This window comes from Stenotrophomonas sp. 220_Sma (assembly GCF_056487375.1).
In genome coordinates this window covers 480380-496555 of sequence record NZ_CM151348.1, presented here as the reverse complement: position 1 = coordinate 496555, position 16176 = coordinate 480380, and the positions used below count along the sequence as shown (strand labels likewise).

General features: G+C 67.8%; 15 protein-coding genes. 5 read left to right on the top strand and 10 right to left on the bottom strand.

Translation table 11 applies throughout. From position 1 onward, the window contains the following. Nucleotides 1-105: 105 nt before the first annotated feature. From ACZLIB_RS02380 to ACZLIB_RS02360, 5 genes are all read right to left on the bottom strand, one after another. A complete protein-coding gene (locus ACZLIB_RS02380) occupies nucleotides 106-1368 on the bottom strand; it encodes an RNA polymerase sigma factor (RefSeq protein WP_478469070.1) in 1263 nt (420 codons plus the stop codon). Nucleotides 1369-1413: 45 nt separating this feature from the next. Then, entirely contained in the window at nucleotides 1414-1770 is a 357-nt protein-coding gene (locus ACZLIB_RS02375) for a DUF1428 domain-containing protein (RefSeq protein ID WP_110710915.1), read from the bottom strand. A gap of 23 nt (nucleotides 1771-1793) precedes the next feature. Then, on the bottom strand, nucleotides 1794-2204 hold the full coding sequence (locus ACZLIB_RS02370; protein WP_134952180.1) for a VOC family protein: 411 nt from the start codon (nucleotides 2202-2204) through the stop codon (nucleotides 1794-1796). A 34-nt stretch (nucleotides 2205-2238) separates the two neighbouring features. Further along, nucleotides 2239-2661 carry a VOC family protein gene (locus tag ACZLIB_RS02365; protein ID WP_012509913.1) on the bottom strand — a complete coding sequence of 141 codons (423 nt, stop codon included), beginning with the start codon at nucleotides 2659-2661 and terminating at the stop codon, nucleotides 2239-2241. 68 nt (nucleotides 2662-2729) lie between these two features. Then, a complete protein-coding gene (locus ACZLIB_RS02360) occupies nucleotides 2730-3143 on the bottom strand; it encodes a YciI family protein (protein WP_279943182.1) in 414 nt (137 codons plus the stop codon). Nucleotides 3144-3437: 294 nt separating this feature from the next. Between ACZLIB_RS02360 and ACZLIB_RS02355 the strand changes: the two genes are divergently transcribed. Both ACZLIB_RS02355 and ACZLIB_RS02350 read left to right on the top strand, forming a co-directional pair. Continuing rightward, on the top strand, nucleotides 3438-3665 hold the full coding sequence (locus ACZLIB_RS02355; RefSeq protein ID WP_478469069.1) for a hypothetical protein: 228 nt from the start codon (nucleotides 3438-3440) through the stop codon (nucleotides 3663-3665). Between the two features lie 207 nt (nucleotides 3666-3872). After that, nucleotides 3873-4280, top strand: a complete 408-nt coding sequence (locus ACZLIB_RS02350; RefSeq protein WP_478469068.1) for a YciI family protein — start codon at nucleotides 3873-3875, stop codon at nucleotides 4278-4280. Here ACZLIB_RS02350 and ACZLIB_RS02345 read toward each other — a convergent pair. Then, nucleotides 4258-6339: an NHL repeat-containing protein gene (locus tag ACZLIB_RS02345; protein ID WP_336684663.1), complete on the bottom strand. Its 2082-nt coding sequence runs from the start codon at nucleotides 6337-6339 to the stop codon at nucleotides 4258-4260. The two genes, ACZLIB_RS02350 and ACZLIB_RS02345, sit on opposite strands and share 23 nt — an antisense overlap. A 165-nt stretch (nucleotides 6340-6504) precedes the next feature. Here ACZLIB_RS02345 and ACZLIB_RS02340 point away from each other — a divergent pair, with 165 nt between their 5' ends. Beyond that, on the top strand, nucleotides 6505-8025 hold the full coding sequence (locus ACZLIB_RS02340; protein ID WP_478469066.1) for a tetratricopeptide repeat protein: 1521 nt from the start codon (nucleotides 6505-6507) through the stop codon (nucleotides 8023-8025). Nucleotides 8026-8067: 42 nt separating this feature from the next. Here ACZLIB_RS02340 and ACZLIB_RS02335 read toward each other — a convergent pair whose 3' ends face one another. After that, nucleotides 8068-8844 carry a lytic transglycosylase domain-containing protein gene (locus tag ACZLIB_RS02335; protein WP_478469064.1) on the bottom strand — a complete coding sequence of 259 codons (777 nt, stop codon included), beginning with the start codon at nucleotides 8842-8844 and terminating at the stop codon, nucleotides 8068-8070. 218 nt (nucleotides 8845-9062) lie between these two features. After that, nucleotides 9063-10436, bottom strand: a complete 1374-nt coding sequence (gene cycA / locus ACZLIB_RS02330) for a D-serine/D-alanine/glycine transporter (protein ID WP_049399140.1) — start codon at nucleotides 10434-10436, stop codon at nucleotides 9063-9065. A gap of 228 nt (nucleotides 10437-10664) precedes the next feature. Between cycA and ACZLIB_RS02325 the strand changes: the two genes are divergently transcribed. Continuing rightward, nucleotides 10665-12281 carry an EAL domain-containing protein gene (locus ACZLIB_RS02325; protein ID WP_478469063.1) on the top strand — a complete coding sequence of 539 codons (1617 nt, stop codon included), beginning with the start codon at nucleotides 10665-10667 and terminating at the stop codon, nucleotides 12279-12281. A 403-nt stretch (nucleotides 12282-12684) separates the two neighbouring features. Here ACZLIB_RS02325 and ACZLIB_RS02320 read toward each other — a convergent pair whose 3' ends face one another. Both ACZLIB_RS02320 and ACZLIB_RS02315 read right to left on the bottom strand, forming a co-directional pair. Further along, on the bottom strand, nucleotides 12685-13869 hold the full coding sequence (locus ACZLIB_RS02320) for an MFS transporter (RefSeq protein WP_478469061.1): 1185 nt from the start codon (nucleotides 13867-13869) through the stop codon (nucleotides 12685-12687). Next, a complete protein-coding gene (locus ACZLIB_RS02315) occupies nucleotides 13866-15044 on the bottom strand; it encodes a serine hydrolase domain-containing protein (protein WP_478469060.1) in 1179 nt (392 codons plus the stop codon). The genes ACZLIB_RS02320 and ACZLIB_RS02315 overlap by 4 nt, the downstream gene beginning before the upstream one ends. Nucleotides 15045-15272: 228 nt before the next feature. On the opposite strand from ACZLIB_RS02315, the gene ACZLIB_RS02310 reads away from it, so the two are divergent. Next, nucleotides 15273-16172 carry a LysR family transcriptional regulator gene (locus tag ACZLIB_RS02310; RefSeq protein ID WP_032130406.1) on the top strand — a complete coding sequence of 300 codons (900 nt, stop codon included), beginning with the start codon at nucleotides 15273-15275 and terminating at the stop codon, nucleotides 16170-16172. Nucleotides 16173-16176 lie beyond the last annotated feature (4 nt).

Below are 16176 nucleotides of genomic sequence, written 5' to 3'. Positions count from 1 at the left end.
AACCGCTCCTCGGTCAATACGCATGGAAAGTGGACGCTGACGCGTCCGCTGGGCGCGAAACATAACGGCTCGCGGGCCCGCCGACAAGTGCTGCCTTCGTCGAGGTCACTCCGTGGGAGGCAGGCCGGCCCGTTGCCGCAGCAGGCCCCGCTCTGCCTGGTTCTGGCTGAGTCTGGCGGCTTCCGCAAAAGCGTGACGTGCGTCCAGGTCGCGCCCCAGCGCCTGTAGTAGCTCCCCGCGCACCACCTGCAGCGGCGCGTACTCGCGCAGTCGCGCGTCCACCAGCAACGGCTGCAGCTGCGCCCACGCCGCGAAGGCACCGTCGCTGCGCAGTATCGCCACCACGCGGTTCAATGCGACAACTGGCGAAGGCTGCACCTGCAGCAGCTGCGTATAGAGCGCTGCGATGCGCGGCCAGTCGGTATCCTCGGGGCGGCGCGCCGCTGCATGGCACGCTGCGATACGCGCCTGCAGTACATAGGGATCATCAGCGCCACCGGCGGCCAGCGCGCGCGCCAGCACCTGCTGCCCGCGTTCAATCTGCAGCCAGTCCCAGCGCGCGCGGTTCTGCTGGTCCAGCAGTACCGGCACGCCCTGCGTATCGGTCCGTGCCGCGGCACGCGAGGCCTGCAGCTCCATCAGCGCCAGCAGGCCCAGCACCGGCGGCACCGGCAGCCGGTGCGCCAGGATGCGCGCGAGCCGCAATGCCTCCTCGCACAGCGCCGGACGCATCCAGTCATCACCGGCACTGGCCGCATAGCCTTCGTTGAACACCAGGTAGATCGCCTCCAGCACCGAAGTCAGCCGCTCGGGCATCGCGTCAGCACGCGGGACCTCGTAGGGCACCTGCTTCTGCGCCAAGGTGCGCTTGGCGCGCACGATGCGCTGGGCGATGGTCGGCTCGGGCTGCAGGAAGGCGCGCGCGATCTCGACAGTGGTCAGGCCACCGAGCAGGCGCAGGGTCAATGCCACCCGTGCATCGGCCGGCAGCACCGGATGGCAGGCCACGAACATCAGCCGCAGCAGGTCGTCACCCAGATCATCTTCCAGCGCCTGGCTGTCGTCCGGTGCTGGCAAGGGTGCCGGATGCAGTTCCTCGCCCCACTGCGCATGCTGCTGCGCCACCCGCTGGTGCTGGCGCAGCACATCAATGGCACGGTTGCGCGCAGTGGTCATCAGCCAGGCTCCGGGGTTGTCCGGGATGCCCTGCTCCGGCCAGCGCTCCAGCGCGGCCAGCCAGGTGTCCTGGGCCAGCTCCTCGGCGCGGCCGACATCGCCCCCGAGCAGCCGCGCCAGGCGCGCGATCAACACCGGCGACTCCATCCGCCAGAGGGTTTCCAGACGCTGCGTCAGTGCGGGATCAAGCATGCGCCGATCACAGCACGCACGCGTGGCCCGCACAAGCGCCGTGGCTCACGCTTCGACAATGGGCCTGAAGCCGCCCCAGAACATGCGCCTGGTGTCGAACGGCATGTCCTTCGGGCCCAGCGACGCCAGCCGCGGGTCCGCCATCACTTTCGCGTTGATACGGTCGCGCGCCGCGCGCGAACGGAACACCACGAAGGCGACGATCACCGTTTCGCCCGGTTTTGCCTTGACCGCGCGCGGGAACGAGGTGCTCTTGCCCGGCTCCACGTCGTCCGCCACGCACTCCATGTACTGCAGCGCGCCATGGTCCTTCCACACCGCGCCGGCCTTGCGGGCAAGGCGGCGGTAGGCCGCCACCTTGTCCTGCGGGCACGGCAGCACGTAAGCATCCACGTAAGCCATGAGGTGTCTCCCTGCGGCGACCGTCAGCCCGGCTCGCCGTCCATGTGTGCGATTTCCCAGAGATGACCGTCCAGGTCCTGGAAGCCGCGCTGGTACATGAAGCCGTAGTCGCGCGCCGGCTGCGGTTCGCTGGCGCCGGCCGCCAGTGCCTTGTCCACCATCACGTCCACCGCCTTGCGGCTGTCGGCCGAAAGGCAGGTGATCACCTCGGTCTGGCTGCGTGCATCGGCGATCGCCTTGTTGGTGAACTGCTTGAAGAACGGCTGGGTCAGCAGCATCACGAAGATGCTCTCGCTGATCACCATGCAGGCCGCATCGTCATTGGTGAAGGTCGGGTTGAAGCTGTAGCCCAACGCGGCGAAGAAGGCCTTGGACGCGTTCAGATCCTGCACGGGCAGGTTGACGAAGATCATCTGCGGTTGCGGTGCACTCATCGGTGAAGCTCCTTGTGAATGGAAGAAAGAAGAATCAGGGCTGCTTCATGCAGTTGACCATCCACGGCTTGCCGTAGCGATCGATCAGCATGCCCCAGCGGTGCGCCCAGAACGTTTCGGCGATCGGCATCTGCACCTGGCCACCGTCGGCCAGCGCGGCGAACACGCGTTCGGCTTCTTCGATGCTGTCGACGTCGACATTGATGGTGGTCGAGCCACCCTCGCCACCGCCGGGACCGTCGGCCGCCATCACGATGGCGCTGCCGATTTCCAGCTGGCTGTGCGCGACGTGGTCCAGGGTTTCCGGCGGCATCTCGTTGCAGCCCGGCGAGCCATCGGAGGGCGGCATGTCGCGGTATTTCATTTCCGAGGTGACCTGGCCACCGAGTGCCTTGGCGTAGAACGCCATCGCCTCATGGGCCTGGCCGCTGAAGCCGAGGAAGGGAATCAATTTCATGGCAATGCTCCGTCGTGGGTTTCAGGGGGGTGGCGCCGGGCCATGCCCGGCGGGGGAAATGAATCGGGTCAACCTTCCAGCTGTGCACGCAGACGCTGTTCCTGCTGCTGTAATTCGGGGGTGAAGGCTTCACCGAAGTCTTCGGCGGAAATCAGCGGGCGCAGCTCCAGCGTGCCGCCACTGTTGAACGGCGCGCGGCTGGCCCATTCAACGGCCTCGTCCAGCGAGCGCACGTCCCACAGCCAGAAACCGGCGATCTGTTCGCTGGCGGGGCCAAACGGACCGGCCTCGACCTTCGGCGCGCCGCCGCCGAAATGAATGCGACGTCCGCGCTGGGTGGCATGCAGGCCTTCACCGGCCAGCATGATGCCGGCGGCCACGAGTTGTTCGTTGAAGGCGCCCATTTCGGACAGTTCCTGTTCGCTGGGCATGCGGCCGGCTTCGGAGTCGGCGTTGGCCTTCACGATCACCATCACTTTCATTGCGGTCTCCCGTGGGGACGCGTGGTGCGTGCCCTTCACTGGGTACAACGAACCAGGGGGCTGGGAATCGACACGTCTTCTGAAAATTATTTCTTCCGTGGAAAGCGCGCCTTCGGCGGGAGTCGGCGAACGGCGGAGCCCCTCCGTGGTGGGTTGGGTTGGTCGCTGAAAAGCTCGGGTTCATGGGTTTGGCCGGGTGGGTAGGCGGGTCGGGGGACGCCGTAAACCCGTCCCTGGGGGCTTGGCCGCGGCATCCATGCCGCGGACACCCCCGCCCCGCCTACCCACCCGGCCTTGGACAAGTTCCTGTCTCCGTTCCACCACGGGAAGATCAAGAAAAAAAGCAAAAGCAAAAGCAAAAGCAACAGCAACGGCGGTTGGCTGGCGGCCTCGGCTTTGCGAGCGGAGCGACCCGCTTTCGCTCTTGTTGTTGATTTCCCGTGGTGGTTCGGCGACCGGAATCTGTCAGGGGTCGGGCGGGTGGGATTGGCGGGGTATCCGCGCCATGGATGGCGCGGCTAAGCCTCCAGGGACGGATTCACGGCGTCCCCGCCAATCCCACCCGCCCGACCCACCCTCTGAAACCCAGCTTTCAGCGACCAACCCACCCCACCACGGAGGGGCTCCGCCGTTCGCCGATCGCCCGCCGCAGGCGGCCTCCCGCGCTGCAGCATGCCGGCAGGCAAACCTGCGCCATCATGGACACCCCGCCCCCGCCAGGACCGTGCCATGCAGCAGTACCTGCTTCTGATCTACATCGAGCCTGCCCTGCTGCAGGCCCTGCCCACCGAAGAATTCAACGCGCTGATGCGCGACTGCCTCGCCCACGCCGACAGACTGCAGGCGGAAGGCACGCTGCTGGCCGCGCAGAAGCTGCAGCCAGTCGACACCGCGCAGACCCTGCGCGTGCGTGATGGCCACAGCCGTGTATTGGATGGCCCGTTCGCGGAAACCCGCGAACTGCTGGCCGGCTTCAACCTGATCGTCGCCCGCGACCGCGACGAAGCCATGCGCATCGCCCGCGATTTCCCGTGGGCACGCTTCGGCAGCATCGAGGTGCGGCCGCTGGAAGACATGGACGCCGAGCGCGAACGCTGCGGCGCCCCGGCTGCGGCTATGGCAGCAACCGTACTCTGATCTCGCGCGGGCCCACGCCTTCGTTGCCGCTGTAGTCGCGCACGCTGGCGCGCACGGTGTACTCGCCCGGTGGCAATGCCGCCGGCTGCCAGCGCCCGGTTTCCATCAGGCCGTCACGCACGGTGTTGGTGGCCAGGTAGCGGAAACGGGTCACCGCGCTGCCATGCACGGTGATGCCGCTGTCCGGCGCGTAGGCCACGCGCACCGCTTCGTTCTGCGGCGGCATGCGGTTGAACACGATGTTCCAGCGCGGTTGCTCGTAGCCCTGCAGCGGCTGCCCGGCAGCATCAAGGATCTGGTAGCCCACCTGGTACATGCCCAGGCGGCGGCGCGGCAGGTTGTTGTCGACCTGGTCCCAGGCCTCGACCACGATCTGCACGCCGCGGCCCTGCCGCGCCAGCATCACCACGCCGTCGCTGCCGGCCGCCAGCGGTTGGTCGTTGTCGTCCAGCAGCGCCACATCGGTGATGCGCGGTGCGAAGTGGTCGGCGTAGTTGTGGAAGCCCAGCGCCACGGCGTTGGTTTCGAAGCCGCCGGTGCCCACCGCCAGGTGCACGTGCGCCTGGTTGTTGATGCTGCCCAGGCGATCGCCGACGTGGATGCGCGTGCCGCGACGCACGCGCATCCGCTCCAGCTTGCCCTGCTCGTCGTACAGCGCCTGCCAGCGCGCATCGAACGGCTGGTCGCGCGGGGTGCGGCCGACCCGCATGTGGATGTACTTGAGACGGTCCACGGCCAGGCCCTCGGCCTGCCCACCCAGGCTCCACGCCGCTACCGGGCTGCTGATCTTGCCATCGGCGATCGCCAGCACGGTCTGGCCGACATCGCCGCGCACATCGAAACCGCCGTGCAGGTGGTGGCGGCTCTCGCCCTTGAAGTTGCCGCGCACCTCGCCCAGCGTGCCGACCACTTCATGCCAGCCATCCTGGGGTGCCAATGGCCAGCGCCCACCGGTGTCCGGCAATGCTGCATCGGCAGCGGGCCCGACCAGCGCCGGTGCCGGCAGGTCACCCACCGGCAGCGGGCGCAGGCGGTGCAGGCGATAGCTGGCGGAATCGGCGACCAGCACGCTGCCATCGGCATCCATCGCCAACCCACTGGGGCGGGCCAGGCGTGGCAGGCGGCCGTTGCCCACCAGCGCGATCTGGTGGCCCTGCGGTGTTACCTGCACGATGCGGCCATCAAGGTCACCCACGTACAGCACGCCGTCGTGGGTGGTGGCCAGTGACAGCGGCCCATTGATCACGCCACCGGCGGCGACAACGGTGCTGACCGTGCCATCGGCCGCCACCCGGCGAACCGCGTTGTTGAACAGGTCGGCCACCAGCAGCGCACCGTGTGCATCGAAGGCCAGCGCCACCGGCGTATCAAAACGCGCGGCGGCACCCACGCCGTCGGCAAAGCCTGGCCGATCGCCACCGGCCAGGGTGCGCACGCTGCCATCGGTACCGATCACCCGGATGCGATCGTTGAACGTATCGGCCACGTAGACCTGGCCCTGCGCATCCACTGCGATGCCCATCGGCGCATCGAAGCGGGCCTGCGCGGCAGGGCCATCGGCGTAGCCCTGTTCGCCACCGGCCAGCGTGGTCACCTGGCCATCGGTGCCGATACGGCGGATCGCGTGGTTGCCGGTGTCGGCCACATACAGGTTGCCCTGCGCATCGGCGGCGATGCCCGAGGGCGTATTGAAACTGGCCTGCAGTGCCGGGCCATCGATACGCCCCTCGCCCTGCCCGGCCACCGTTTCAACGCGGCCATCGGGAAGTCGGCGACGGATCCGGTTGTTGTCACCGGCATCGGTGAAATAGACGCTGCCATCGGCACTGCGCAGCAACGCGTACGGATCGGCGAAACGCGCCTGCGCGGACGCGCCATCGCGGTCACCCGGGTGGCCATCGCCGGCCAGCGGCTCGATCTGCGCGGTCCACGCCAGCGGCGTTGGAACCGGACCTGCCGGTTCAGCCGGCGTATGCAGCGGCGTCTCCCACCAGGTCGCGGCCAGTGCCACTACGGTCGCCAACGCTACGCCTGCCGCCATCCATTGCCACCGTGCCATCGTGCTGCGCTGCCTGCCTGCTGTCTGAAGAGGCACCGACAATAGACGCTGAACGCAGGATCCGCCACGGCCAAACGTACTGCCGGATACCAGAGTTCCATGCGTCGCGCTTGTTCTCCCTGGCTACAGCGGGTTCAATGCTCTTCCCACGGATGGAGATCCTCCATGCCCCGCATCTTCCCCCTCGCCGCCCTGCTGGTGGCCACACTGGCCAGCACGCCGGCCTCCGCCTCGATCTCGGTGGCACCACAGAAGCCGTCAGTCACCGCCGATGCGATGCACCAGGCCTATGCCACGCGATGGGATGAGGCGATCCAGCAGTCACGCAGTGGCAACACGCTGGGCGCACTCATCGCGATGGAACGGCTGATGGAAGATCCGATGCTGGATGACTTCGATGCTGAACATCGCGGCCGCGCCGCACAGGTGGCCGGCTGGACCGCGATGGTGCAGAAGAAGCCGGACCAGGCTCGCCGCTATCTGCAGCGCGCGCAGGAGGCACTGCCGGACGATGCGCAGATCCTGCTGACCCTGGTCTCGGTGGAACTGTCCGAGAACCAACCGGCGCCTGCCACCAAGCACCTGGTGCAGGCGCTGAAGCATGCCGATGCGCCGTTGCCGGTGGACCACCACGCGATCAACTACCTGCAGTTCCGCCTGCGGGACCAGCCGCAGCAGCGTATGGAACTGCTGCAGGCACTGTTCGACAACGGCTGGAAGAGCGGCGGTCTGGAACCCACCGGACTGTGGCTGGCACTGGCCACGCTGCAGGCCGACAACGGCCGTGGCGAGGCCATCCCCGCGACCCTGGCCCGCATCTCCGCGCCCGCCGAAATCATCCGGCTGCGCAGTGACAAGCGCTTCGATCCCTATGTCGACCGCGCCAACCCGCGCTTTGATCCCGTGCAGGCTGCACAGAAGCACCTCGACGAACTGCGGGTTTCCGGCCTGCTCGACCGGGCGCTGGACGCGCGCATGGCCGAGTTCAGCAGCACGCTGCTGATGCTGGACCGCAACGAGGAAGTGCTGGCGCTGACCGATGGCATGGCCGCTGCGGCCGCCGAAGGCGAGGCGCCTTCGGCGGCAGAAGCCGAATGGGTGGCATGGCTGCTCAACAGCCGGCTCACCGCGCTGCGCCGGCTGGGCCGCAACGAGGATGCGCTGGCGGCAGCCAAGCTGGCCGCACGCATCGGTGCACTGGGCCCCGATGGTGCCGAGCACCAGTTCAACGTCGGCTTCGTGTTCAGTTCGCTGGGCCGCATGCAGGATGCCGCCACGGCAGTGAATGACATGCCGGGCCTGGCCGGTTACGGCAAGGCGGCCCAGGCACTGCTGCAGTTCGTTGCCGCCCGTGAACGTGGCGATGCCAAGGCCGAACAGGCCGCGCGTGCAGCGATCCTGGCCCAGGGCGATGACGCGCGCCTGTTCCAGCGCGAGATGCTGCTGGACGAGGGCAATCTCGACGGCGCAGCTGCCGTGCTGATCGAACAGTTGCGCTCACCCGTTGAACGCGGTGAAACGCTGGCCAGCCTGCAGGACATGCGCACCTATCCGTCGCTGCCCGGTGACGTGAAGATCGATGCGGCCTGGCGTGCGCTGAAGCAGCGCGCCGACGTGCAGGCCGAGGTTGCCCGCCTGGGCCGCATCGAACGCTACGAACTGGTCAGCACCTCCACCTCGCGCTGAGCAAGCTCCCATGTAGAACCACGTGCGTGCAGCACCACCCGCCTAGCGCGCCGGCACCTCGGTACGGATGCCCATCGCCTCGCGGTAGCGTGCGTACAGGGCCATCACCTTGTCCACGTAGGCCAGGGTTTCGGCATAGGGCGGCACGCCCTTGTAGCGGGTGACCGCGCCGATGCCGGCGTTGTAGGCGGCCGCTGCCAGCGGCCGATCACCGTTGTAGCGACGCAGCAACGCGCGCATGTAGCGGGCGCCGCCATCGATCGACTGCTGCGGCGAGAACGGATCATTCACCCCGTACTCCTGCGCGGTGTCCGGCATCAACTGCATCACGCCCTGTGCGCCCTTGCTGGACACCGCCAGCGCATCGAAGTTGCTTTCGGCATGGGCGATCGCGCGCAGCCACGCATCATCCACGCCGGTGGCCTTGGCGGCGGCCTTGAACTGTTTGGCATGCTGCGCCAGCTGCGGCTTGCCCACCTTGCCCAGGCCTTCGTGGGCAGGCTCACCCGGCGGCGTGGCCATGGTGAACTTCAGGAACACCCGCGAGCCGGGCAGGTTGCGGGTGGAGTAGACCAGCGCGCCATCCTGCTCGCGCTCGTACAGCACGCCGCTGAACACGCCCATGTTGCCCCACAGATTCGGGGTCTGGATGGCGTTGTCGTCGATCTCCTTCGCGGTACAGCGCGAGCCCGGCTCCGGTGCGGTGGCCAGGCTGACGGTGTTGCCCTGCACGCAGCGGTAGACGGTGCGCGCGGCGGCCAGCCCGGGCCACAGGCTGGGCAGCAGCAACAGCGCAAGCAGGAGAGGGCGACAGGACATGGCGGCCGGATCATCCGGCCGCGCCCGCTAATGTTGGGTGAATGGGGGTCGGCAGGGCTGCGCCCTGCACCCGTGGTAGTGCCGGCCGCTGGCCGGCAACCTCAACAGCAACGGCAACGGCCGATTTCCTGCGGGGGTCGGATCCCGTTGCTGCGCAACGGCCTCTGACCCCACTCCGGAGAGATCTCTGGATCAATCGATGGAACGCAAATGCTGGATTACTTCGCGGTCCTCCGACGCACCCAGTACCCCACGCCCAACAGCACGAACCACACCGGGCTGGCGACCAGCGCCTGGCGGGTGTCGGCCTGCAGGCTCAGCAGCACCAGCACGGCGGCGAAGAACACCAGGCAGGCCCAGCACATGGCGACGCCGCCGGGCATCTTGAAGATCGAGGCAGCGTGGCGTTCCGGGTAGCGGCGGCGGTAGGCCATGTAGGCCACCAGGATCAGCGACCAGACGAAGATGAAGAGCACGGTGGCCAGCGTCGTCACCAGGGTGAAGGCGGTCACCAGGTTCGGGATCAGGTAGATCAGCAACGTGCCGCCCAGCAGGCACAGGCACGAGAACAGCAGGCCACGGGCGGGCACTGCAGCGCGTGACAACTTCGACAACCCGCGCGGTGCGTGGCCCTCTTCGGCCAGACCGTACAGCATGCGGCTGGTGGAGAAGATGCCGCTGTTGGCCGAGGACGTGGCCGAGGTCAGCACCACGAAGTTGATCAGGCTGGCCGCGGCGGGAATGCCGGCCAGCACGAACAGCTGCACGAACGGGCTCTTGTCCGGCACCACCTGGCGCCACGGGGTGACCGCCATGATCGCGATCAGCGCCAGCACGTAGAAGATGATGATGCGCACCGGGATCGAGTTGATCGCCTTGGGCAGGTTGCGCTCGGGGTCTGCGGTTTCAGCGGCGGTGGTACCCACCAGCTCGATGCCGACGAAAGCGAACACCGCGATCTGGAAACCGGCGAAGAAGCCGACCAGGCCCATCGGGAACATGCCGCCGTCATTCCACAGGTTCGACAACGACGCGGTGTGGCCACTGGGCGAGGTGAAGCCCCACGCCACCAGCCCGGCGCCGGTGATGATCAGTGCACAGATCGCCACGATCTTGATCAGCGCGAACCAGAATTCCATCTCGCCGAACAGCTTCACCGTCACCAGGTTCAGTGCCAGCAACAGCAGCACGCAGGCCAGTGCCGGTATCCAGGCATCCAGCCCAGGGAACCAGAACTGCGCATAGGCGGCGATGGCGATCACATCGGCGATGGCGGTGACGATCCAGCAGAACCAGTACGTCCATCCACAGAAGAAGCCGGCCCAGGGACCAAGCAGGTCGGTGGAAAAGTCGATGAAGGATTTGTACTGCAGGTTGGACAGCAGCAGCTCGCCCATCGCGCGCATCACGAAGAACAGCATCGCGCCGATGATCAGGTAGACGAAGACGATGGACGGGCCGGCCAGGCTGATGGTCTTGCCCGAGCCCATGAACAGGCCGGTGCCGATGGCACCGCCGATGGCGATCAACTGCAGGTGGCGGTTGGACAGGCTGCGGCGCAGGTGCTCGGGGGGCGTTGCGGGCTCGGTCATGGGCGTGCACTGGGGCGGGCGAAGCGTTCGACGTTAGTCCTCCCCGGCCCGGAGCGCCAGCGCTGGACGGCCCGATTGCGTCAATCATGGTCGCTTTCATCACATTGTGACCGAATACCGGATTCGTCCCATTCCGCCCGGCCCGGCGTCATGCTCAGATAGCCGCACCTGCCCAAGGATCGGCCCGACCATGTGCCCTGCCCTGCCCGCCCCGCTGGAGCTCCGGCCTTGAGTCGGCTGCGCGTGATCATTGGTGGCACCGCGCTGGCGCTGCTGGCCGCGGCCGTGCCGATCGCGGTGATGGCCTATGCCACCTGGGACCGTGCAGTCAGCGTCGAGCAGCAGCGGCTGCGCGACATCGCCGGTCGCGCGCTGCGCCGCGCCGACCAGTCCTACCAGGAAGCGCTGGCGGCACTGCAGTCGGCCGAGGTCGGCGCCCACGACGCCTGCGGGCCCGAGCATATCCGGCGCATGCAGACGCTGGTGATGACCTCGCCGTCGGTCGACCAGATGGGCTACTTCGAGGGTGGCAAGCTGCGCTGTACGTCGTGGGGGCCGTTCCTGTCCGACGTCAACCAGCCCAAGGCCGACCACGTCACCAGTGATGGCGCCGGCATCGCCGTGGATGTGCGCCCCGAGGCCAGCGGACGGCGCCAGGTCCTGTCGTTCCTGTACGGCAACTACGACGTGCTGGTCGATCCGCGCCGCTTCGTCGATGTCATCGCCGACCCGAACGTGCGCCTTGCCCTGGCCAGCCCCGATGGGCGTCTCCTGGCCAGGCAGGACGGCATGGATCCGGCATTGCTGGAGACCCTGCTGCGCGCCCCCGATGAAGGCCTGGACCACCACACCCTGTATGCCACCGCCCGCAACGAAGAGTGGTTGGCGATCGCGACCATGCCGCGTACCGCGCTTGCCGCGACCTTCCGCCAGCAGGCGTGGCTGTTCGTGCCGATCGGCGTTCTGCTGGCCGCTGCCGGTGCCGGCCTGGTGATCTGGCTGTCGCGCCGCCGCCTGTCCCTGCGCGGCGAGCTGGCCACAGCGATCCGCCGCCGCGAGCTGTACCTGCACTACCAGCCGATCATCGAGCTGGATACCGGCATCTGCGTCGGCGCCGAAGCGCTGGTGCGCTGGCAGCGCCCGGATGGCACCCAGGTGCGGCCGGACCTGTTCATTCCGCTGGCCGAAGAGGCCGGCATGATCGGCGCGGTCACCGATCTGGTGATCGAGAACGTGGTGCGCGACATGCGTGAACTGCTGGTGGCCGACCGCAGCGCGCACATCGCGATCAACCTGGCCGCCGAAGATATCAGCAGCGGCCGTGCGCTGAAGATGATCTCCAAGCACATGGCTGGCAGCGGCATCCTGCCGCAGCAGATCTGGATGGAGGCCACCGAGCGCGGCTTCCTGGATCTGGACCGCGCCCGCACGATGCTGGCGCAGGCGCGTCGGGCCGGGCACAGCGTGGCCATTGACGATTTCGGCGTCGGCTTCTCCAGCCTCCAGTACCTGGAACAGCTGCCGCTGGACGCGTTGAAGATCGACAAATCATTCATCGATGCGATCGACACCGAGAGCGCCACCAGCCCGGTAACCCCGCACATCATCGACATGGCCAAGGAGCTGGGCCTGTGGGTGGTGGCCGAGGGCGTGGAGACCGAGGCACAGCTGGCGTATCTGCATACCCGGAAGGTCGAGTTCGCGCAGGGTTGGCTGTTCTCGCGGCCGCTGCCGCGGGATGAGTTCGTGGTGTTCCATCACAAGCGGCAGCAGCGCTATGGCGCGGCGCGGGAGCACATGCAGAATCCGCGCAGCGTGCCGATCGAGCGTGAGGAGATCGAGTAGGACGGCCAACGGCAGAGCCCCTCGTGGTGGGTCGCGCCCAGTGGATCCATCAGTTGGGGCCGGGTGGATGGGTCGCGCAGGGGGCGCTGCAAGTACGTCCATGTAAGCTCGGTCGCCGCCTGCTCGTGTGCGCTGTCCTGCGCACACGGCAAGACCGGGGTTGGGCGTCCTGCCCAACCCGCCCGAGGCATGCCTCGGGCCCATGCGGCTCACGCCCCTGCGCAACCCACCCACCCGGCCACGGACACATTGCGGCGGCGTCCCACCACGGAATCAACAGAAGAAAGCAAAAGCAAAAGCAAACGCGGGTCGCTGCGCTCGGTGGATCCACGCCATGCGTGGATGGCGTGGACCACGGTAGTGCCGGCCGCTGGCCGGCACCTCGGTAACGTCTGGTCTGCGCCTACGCCCAGGCCTTCGGCCGTGCCAGCAGCCACACCACGGTCACCGCCAGCAGCAGCAACGGCAACCAGCCCAGCTGGCTCGGGCCACTGGCCTGCAGCAGCACACCGCCTGCTACGCCACCGGCGGCAATCGCCAGGTTCCAGCCGGTCACCAGCATCGACTGCGCCAGGTCGGCGGCAGCACCGGCACGGCGTGCGAGAGCGGTCTGGAACAGGGTCGCAACCGACCCGAACGCCACGCCCCACAGGATCGTTGCAAGCAGCAGCGGTGTGGCCTGTCCTGGCCACAACAGCAGGGCCAACACCGGAAGAATGAAACCGATCACGGCCGCCCACACCAGCGTGCGCAGATGACGGTCCACGCCCCAACCGGCAATGCCGATACCAACGATGGCAGCCACGCCGAAGGCCAGCAGCAGGCGGTCCAGCCACCGGCCGGCGCCGGCCTCCACCGCCAGCGGTTCGATGTAGGTGTACAGCACGTTGTGCGCCAGCACGTACAGCACCATCACCGCCAGCGCGCTGCGCACGCCGGGCATGCGCCACACCGTACCCAACGACGTGCGCTGACCGGCCGCGGCCGCCGGTAGCGCCGGCAGTGCCCAGCGCGCGTACGCCAGCAGGCCGACACCCAGCACGCTCATCAACGCGAACGCCCAGCGCCAGCCGATCTGCTGGCCCAGCAACGTGCCCGCCGGTACGCCCAGCGACAGCGCCAACGGCGATCCAACCATCGCCACCGCGATTGCCCGGCCCTGCAGCGACGGCACCACCATGCGCGCCGCATAGCCGGCCACCAGCGACCACAGCAGGCCACCACTCACACCGGCCAGGAAACGCGCGGCAAGGATCAGCGGATAGCTGCTGCTCACGGCGGTCAGCGTGTTGACCACCACGAAGCCGGCAATGGCGGCCAGCAACAAGGGGCGTCGCGGCAGGCGCTGGGTCAACGCGGTCATCGGCAGTGCGGCCATCACCGATCCCAGCGCGTACACGCTGACCAGCTGGCCCACCGCCGCATCACTCACGCCCAGGCTCTCGCCCATCGGCCGCAGTACACCGGCCGGCAGGGTTTCGGTCAGCAGGGTGATGAAGCCGCCACCTGCAAGCGCCAGCAGGCCGGCCCACGGCAGGTGTGTAGCTTCGCCGGCAGGACTCGCCGCATCAATGGCATGGCCGCTCATCGTGCAGCCTCCAGATCGGCGTAGACCGCGTCACGCAGTTCATCGACGAAGGCGCCATCCATGCCTTCGTACAGGGTGTTGGTCAGCGCCACCACGCTGAGCCCACGCGCAGGATCGACAAACCAGCTATGGCCGTAGGCACCGCCCCAGCGCCAGGTGCCTTCGCTCTGCGGTGTGCCACTGGCGGCGGCATCGCGCAGCACCGCAAAGCCCAACCCGAAGCCCCAGCCGGCCGGTTCCGGCGGCCCCTGCTCGCCCACCTGCGGGCTGGCCATCTCCGCCACCAGCGCGGGCGGCAACAGATTCGAAGCTTGCACATCGCGCAAGGCCTCCAACACCGCCATCACCTCGTCGGCGCTGCCAATCAGTCCAGCGCCGGCCGAAGGGAAACGGCTGGCATCGGTAGCACGGGCGAGGCTGTACTCGATGCCGACGGTGCCCTCGAATGGAGCGACCACCTCGCCTTCCTGCAGGCGATGCGGCTGCGGCGCGTCGGTGACATAGGGCGTGGCCAGCCGTGCGGCATCGTCGATGGCAAACGCGGTATCGCGCAGGCCCAGCGGCGTGGCCAACAGGCGTGCGAACAATGCCTGCAGCGTTTCACCGGTCGCGGCTTCAGCCACGGCGCCCGCGACGTCCACGCCCAACGAGTACAACCATTGGCTGCCCGGCGCGAACAACAGCGGCGCCTGCGCGATGCGATGCACGTTGTCGGTCAGCGTCAGCGGATTCGCATCCATGCCATCGCTGACGCCGGCCTGTGCGTACGGGCCATCCGCATCGGCTTCGAGGAAGTGGTAACCCAGCCCGCTGCTATGGCTGAGCAGTTGGCGCAGGCTGATCGGCGGCGTGCTGCCATCGGCCAGCGCCGGGCGGAAGTCCGGCAGCCAGCGCTGTACCGGCGCATCCAGGTCCAGCACGCCTTCGGCTACCAGGCGCAGGATCACCGTGGTCAACAGCGGCTTGCTGACCGATGCCAGCCGGAACAACTGATCGCGCTGCATCGGCGTGGCCGACTCGCGATCGGCCAGCCCGGTCGCGCTGGCGTGGCGCAGCACACCGTGCTCGCGCACCAGCACCACCGTACCGACCAGGCGCTGTGGGTGGACCTGCTGCAGCAGCCGCTGCACCGACGGCAGCGTCGGCGCAGGTGCAAGGGAAGGAACAGCGTTCATCGCGGTGATCCGTGGGGAGAGGCCCGCCACGTTAGGCACCACGCCCTCGTGCAAAAAGCCGGTTGCCGCTCCGGGCATCATGGACCGTGCAGTCCGCAATCGGCATGATGGCCGGAACTGCAAGGCCGCAACGGGCTCCACACCACTTCGCACCACAGTGTTGCGATGGCGGAGCCGTCCGCTACAGCCGCGCCGACCTACCCTGCCGCTTTCATTGCCCGCACGCCCATGTCAGTCCTGGACAACCTCGCCAATCTGCAGACCTTCGTGCACGCGGCCGACACCCGCAGCTTCGTCGAGACCGGGCGCCTGCAGGGCATCTCGGCCTCGGCCGCCGGCAAATGCGTTGCCCGGCTGGAACAGGCACTGGGCGTGCGCCTGTTCCACCGCAGCACGCGCAGCATCACCCTCACCGCCGAGGGCCAGCTGTTCCTGGCACGCTGCCGGCGCATCCTCGACGAGCGCGATGCCGCGCGCACCGAGCTGGCGCAACCGCATGCCGCACCAAGTGGCACGCTGCGCATCGGTCTGCCGCTGGTGGGTGATCTCACTCTGCCACTGATGGCCGAGTTCATGTCCGCGTATCCGGACATCCGCCTCGATCTGGATTTCAGCGACCGCCTGGTCGATGTCATCGAGGAGGGTTTCGATGCCGTGCTGCGCGTCGGCGAGCCCAGCGACTCACGCATGAACGCAAGACGCCTGGGCGTGTTCCCACGCCGCATCGTCGCCTCGCCGGCGTACCTGCAGCGGCGCGGCACGCCGCGCACGCCGGCCGATCTGATGCAGCACACGCTGCTGCACTATCGCTTCCCCAGCACCGGCAAGCTGGAACTGTGGCCGATCCACTGGCCCGACCATGAAACACCGCAGGAACTGCCGGTACACATGGTGGCCAATACCATCGAAGCGCGGGTGGCGCTTGCATTGCGCGATATTGGCCTGGCATTCGTGCCGGTGCACTCGGTGCGCGATGCACTGGCCGATGGACGCCTGCTGACCGTGCTCGACGAGCATGTGCACTCCTGCGGCATCTTCCACCTGCTGTGGCCGTCGGGCCGCCACGTGCTTCCGAAGCTGCGGGTATTCATCGACTTCGTCAGCGCGCGCCTGGAAACCGTGCCGTAGGCCG